The following is a 4,364-nucleotide window of genomic DNA, read 5'->3' as shown; positions in this document are numbered from 1 at the left end:
CTGCCTAGATCTTATTTCCTATTTTTCTCCATGCCCCGAATTTGACAAAGAGCCAAAAATGAGTGCCTAAATATTACTTAGACACTCATTTCTTTTATTTAGATATTACCATAAACGGTCCACCAACTGAATTATCTTCTGGAGCCATACTACGTTGACTCCAAATTTCATCGATACTATACCATTTGTTAGTTTTTTCTTGATTATCTGGATCTATTGCATGAACTTTTCCATTTTGATATCCGCTTAAGATAATTGCATGTGTACCATTTCCTTTTACAAAAAGTCCATGACCAACAGAACCAAAAATAATATTACCTTTTTTCAATTCCGCCTTTAAATCTTCCTTAGAGTTAATTACACGATAATTACATCCCCAGTGCTCAATTGCTGCAGCTGCTCCATCACTAGAAGTTCCTACAAACATAGTATTCATTTCTGTAGACGTATTATAAATATAATCAGCAACCTGCACAGGTGTAACCTCTTCTTTCAATACTGATAATACCATAGATAAAGATGTGGGAACACATCCTGATATTTTCATATTAGAAATACCATATCTCTTAGATCCCCATCTAGCATCCGCCTGATAATACTGCGGAAGTTTCACAGGTTTCACAGATTCTTTACCTGTAGTATTATTCATTATACTGTCTTCCGAAGTAAAAGACTCCACTTTGTCCCTTTGTTCTTTTAGTAAATCTGCTTTAACATCACTAAAACTAGTCAACAATAAACTACCAACAAGAATCATACTTAATCTTTTCTTCATAAACCTGTCATCTCCTACTTTCGTCTAAATTTATTTATAATTATACTATTTTTAACTAACAAAAACAAACACTAAACTTACTTATTAATTTTATCTATCAATGCTTTTAATCCTAATATTGCTGTAACAATAAATATTGGGACATATGTATATAAATACCTTGCTCTCGCCTCAAAAATAGATTCAAAAATAAATAGTCCTATTAATGCTAGATAAAGTACTCTAACATTATTATTCAAATATTTCATCTTTAAAAATCCATTTAACGATAAACAGAATAATACAAATAACCAAATACCTTGAGTAACATATTTAAATATAAAATGAAACTTTCCATTTTCATAGTAAAAATTTCTTATACTACTAAATACACCCTGATTTTTCTCTTGGATATTTAAATAAAATGTTCCCTCTCTACTCCAAGCAAAAGTTCCATCATTATAATTAACTAATGTTTTTTTTACTTGATGGTTAAAGAGACCGATTACTCCGTAATCTTTTAATCTTTCTTTTATGACTTTAAAATTAGCTTTTTCCCTTTCCTCTTTCGTTTTATAAGATACACTATCCATTACATCATTTGAAGAATATCCACCATCATTTGAATTATTTAATCCCATTTTTAAAAAGTGATCGTAAGATATTTCTAATTCACTATTTAAAGACATATTTTCATCAGAAGAAAAATATTTAATCGAAGAATAACTGATTCCAAATAAAAATACAACTAATATTAAAATTTTCAATATATTCTTTAAATTATAATTTTTAATAAATAAAATCGAAACCACTACACATGAAATAAAGAAAATTATCGTTTGAGGTTTCAACATATATCCAAATACCGCTAAAAAAACTATCAAAAATGTATTTATAATTTTTGAATATCCATTACATAACCTAATATACAAATAAAACATTATTATTGGGATAATAAGTGCCATAGAATCAGAATAAGGAATACTTACCCATGGTGATAATCCTATTAAAATAATATATATAAAGTAACCCAATAACGCTAAACTATTACTCTTTGTTAAATCTTCTATAATCTCAAAAATTAGTATTCCTGTAGCGATATTTATAAGTGATTGAACAACTAAAATAATAAAATATGAATACTCCTCTAATCCTATTACGTTAGAAAATGAGATGATTTTTGAAAATAATATAGTTATTAAAACATTATTTGGATAGTACGAAAAATATTCATTAGCACTTTCTTGTAGTTTAATATTTTTAGATAGTTGATATGCTGCATCAATAACTCTTCCACTATCCCAACCCGTATTAAAATAATAGCTATGAATTAAATATATTTGAAAACACATAAATACAAGAGATACTAAATACACATATACTCTTGCATTCACTTTAAACCTGTCCTTAATAAATTTACCTACTAAAGTGATTATTTTTAATATTACAACTATAAACACTACACTAACTATAAATATATACACATTTAATCTAACAACATCCAATTTATATCTATAACTTACACAAAGACCGCCTACTAAACAAATAATAAAAATTATAAAACTTAATACTGCAAATGAATATTTTAATAGTTTATCTATAAGTTTACTCATTACGATCTCCTACGCTATATTCTTTCTTCCATCCAAATCCTTTTATTAACCCTACTAAAGTTCCCCATCCATAGCTAAAATGAACTAAGAATAGTAAGAATGGAATTAATAATAAAGTCGTGTTAAACTTATTATTTATTATAGTCATAACAGTAACAAGAACTGTAAATAATGTATAAGAAATTCCAAGAAGTATTGCGAATATCTTCGTTAATGGTAACATCAATAAACTAAAGATTATACCTAAGACAAAGACCAAAGGTACAAAGTGGAAAATTGAGAAAGCCTTAGGGTATACATGACTCACTTTACCAATCCAATACCCATTAGAATACTTTTGTTTTAACATTCTTTTTACAGTAGGTCTAGTATATTGGTAAGATAATATATCATTGCTATATCGAATTTTGTATCCATTTTTTCTAATTCTGTAATGCAATTCATTATCTTCTACACGTCCAACTTGTTCATCTAATAAACCTATCTTAGCAAAAATTTCTTTTCGATACATTCCTTGAAATACAGAACTTACATATTTTTTAGAAGTTTCTTTTCTATAGTTAGCTATGCCACTACCAAACATATTTTCTTCAACTAGTAACAATGTTTTACTCAAAGCATCTTCATTTTCTATAATATTAGGTCGTGGTCCTCCACAAACATCTTCTCCACTTTCTATAACTTTAACATTATTTTCTATAAAATTCTCCGTTATATGTGAATGACAATCTACCTTAAGTATACATTCTCCCCTTGCAGCTCGAATACCAACATTCATTCCCGCAGATAAAATCACCTTAGGATTTTTCAGTAAAACTACATCAAAGAAATCATGATTACTCTCTTTGAACTCTTGCAGAATAGCCCAACTATTATCCTTCGACATTCCATCTATAAAGATAAGCTCGATATTATTATGATTGTATGTTTGATTTTTAAAATCTTCAATTAATCTTGGTAAAAATTTTTCTTCATTTAAAAGTCCAATTACAACCGAAACTAACATAATTTTCTCCTTACCAAAAAGGAAGCTAGATTAAAATAACCTAGCTACTTCCTTTTTTATCTATCTTTTCTTCCTAATTTTTCATTAGCGCTGAACATTATACTTGCAATAGATTCTCCCCAATACGGAGCTGTTGCATAGTTAACATTCATTCCTCGTGCTTTATTTCCTAAGTAAGCACCATTTGCTGGATATCCTGTATTACTTAGGTAGTTACGATCAATCCAACGTGCAGCACCTAAAATACCACTATCAACATTATCAAATTTTGTCGCAGAAGTATATGGTGTGCTATCATATGCAGCAATACCAAAGAAATTATTTTTATCTTTAGCTATTTGACTTTTTCCCCATGCACTCTCAAGAGCACTATGAGCAACTAAGTAAAGAGCATTAACTCCATATCTTTGTTCAGCAGCCTTAAATGTAGCACCTTTCCCCGCAAGTTTACTATTATTAGCTCCCATCAAGCTATATAATCTATTGATGTCTGCAGCAGTATAGTTAGATCTTGATTTTAAATTAGAAAATTGAAAAGGATGATCTAATTTAAATGATCCAAAGTTAATTCCATCAGCAGAATAATAAGATTTTCCTACTTGCATATTTGTATTGTGGTAAGCAACCATTACCTTGTTGTACGCTGAATATCTGTGATATACATATTTACCATCACTTACATAATCAGGGATGAATGTTGTACTAGAGTTAACAGCTGCAACTTGCCCTGAATTTACATAACCTGTAATTCCAGCCACTTGTACAGGGATTCTTCCATTCGCAGTAGATCTGTTATCTCTAAATAAGATTGTATCTCTTGACACATGAGATAAGATTCGTCCATTAGCATCATAAACTGGAATATATAATGCAGTTACTTTATAGTATCCAGTATAAGTAGTATTATTACTTCCTTTATTTTCATTTGCGTATTTTCCATTTACAAAATTATGTGTTCCTGCATTATCTCTTCCATATCCTGTATATTTCT

At 29.0% G+C, this 4,364-nt stretch carries 4 protein-coding genes; all 4 read right to left on the bottom strand.

Annotation, left to right across the window (positions count from 1 at the left end; translation table 11 throughout):
• Positions 1 to 94 precede the first annotated feature (94 nt).
• Positions 95 to 775, bottom strand: a complete 681-nt coding sequence (locus tag RYK99_RS08735; RefSeq protein ID WP_314991843.1) for a C39 family peptidase — start codon at positions 773 to 775, stop codon at positions 95 to 97.
• Between the two features lie 77 nt (positions 776 to 852).
• Positions 853 to 2,367, bottom strand: a complete 1,515-nt coding sequence (locus RYK99_RS08730; protein ID WP_314991842.1) for a hypothetical protein — start codon at positions 2,365 to 2,367, stop codon at positions 853 to 855.
• On the bottom strand, positions 2,360 to 3,373 hold the full coding sequence (locus tag RYK99_RS08725; RefSeq protein WP_314991841.1) for a glycosyltransferase family 2 protein: 1,014 nt from the start codon (positions 3,371 to 3,373) through the stop codon (positions 2,360 to 2,362). Before RYK99_RS08725 ends, RYK99_RS08730 begins: the two co-directional genes overlap by 8 nt.
• Before the next feature lie 56 nt (positions 3,374 to 3,429).
• Positions 3,430 to 4,364 (bottom strand): glucosaminidase domain-containing protein (locus tag RYK99_RS08720; protein WP_314991840.1); only part of this gene is annotated, 935 nt, incomplete at its 5' end.

This window comes from uncultured Gemella sp. (genome assembly GCF_963537375.1).
Lineage (GTDB): Bacteria > Bacillota > Bacilli > Staphylococcales > Gemellaceae > Gemella.
This window is presented reverse-complemented; position numbering and strand designations above follow the sequence as displayed.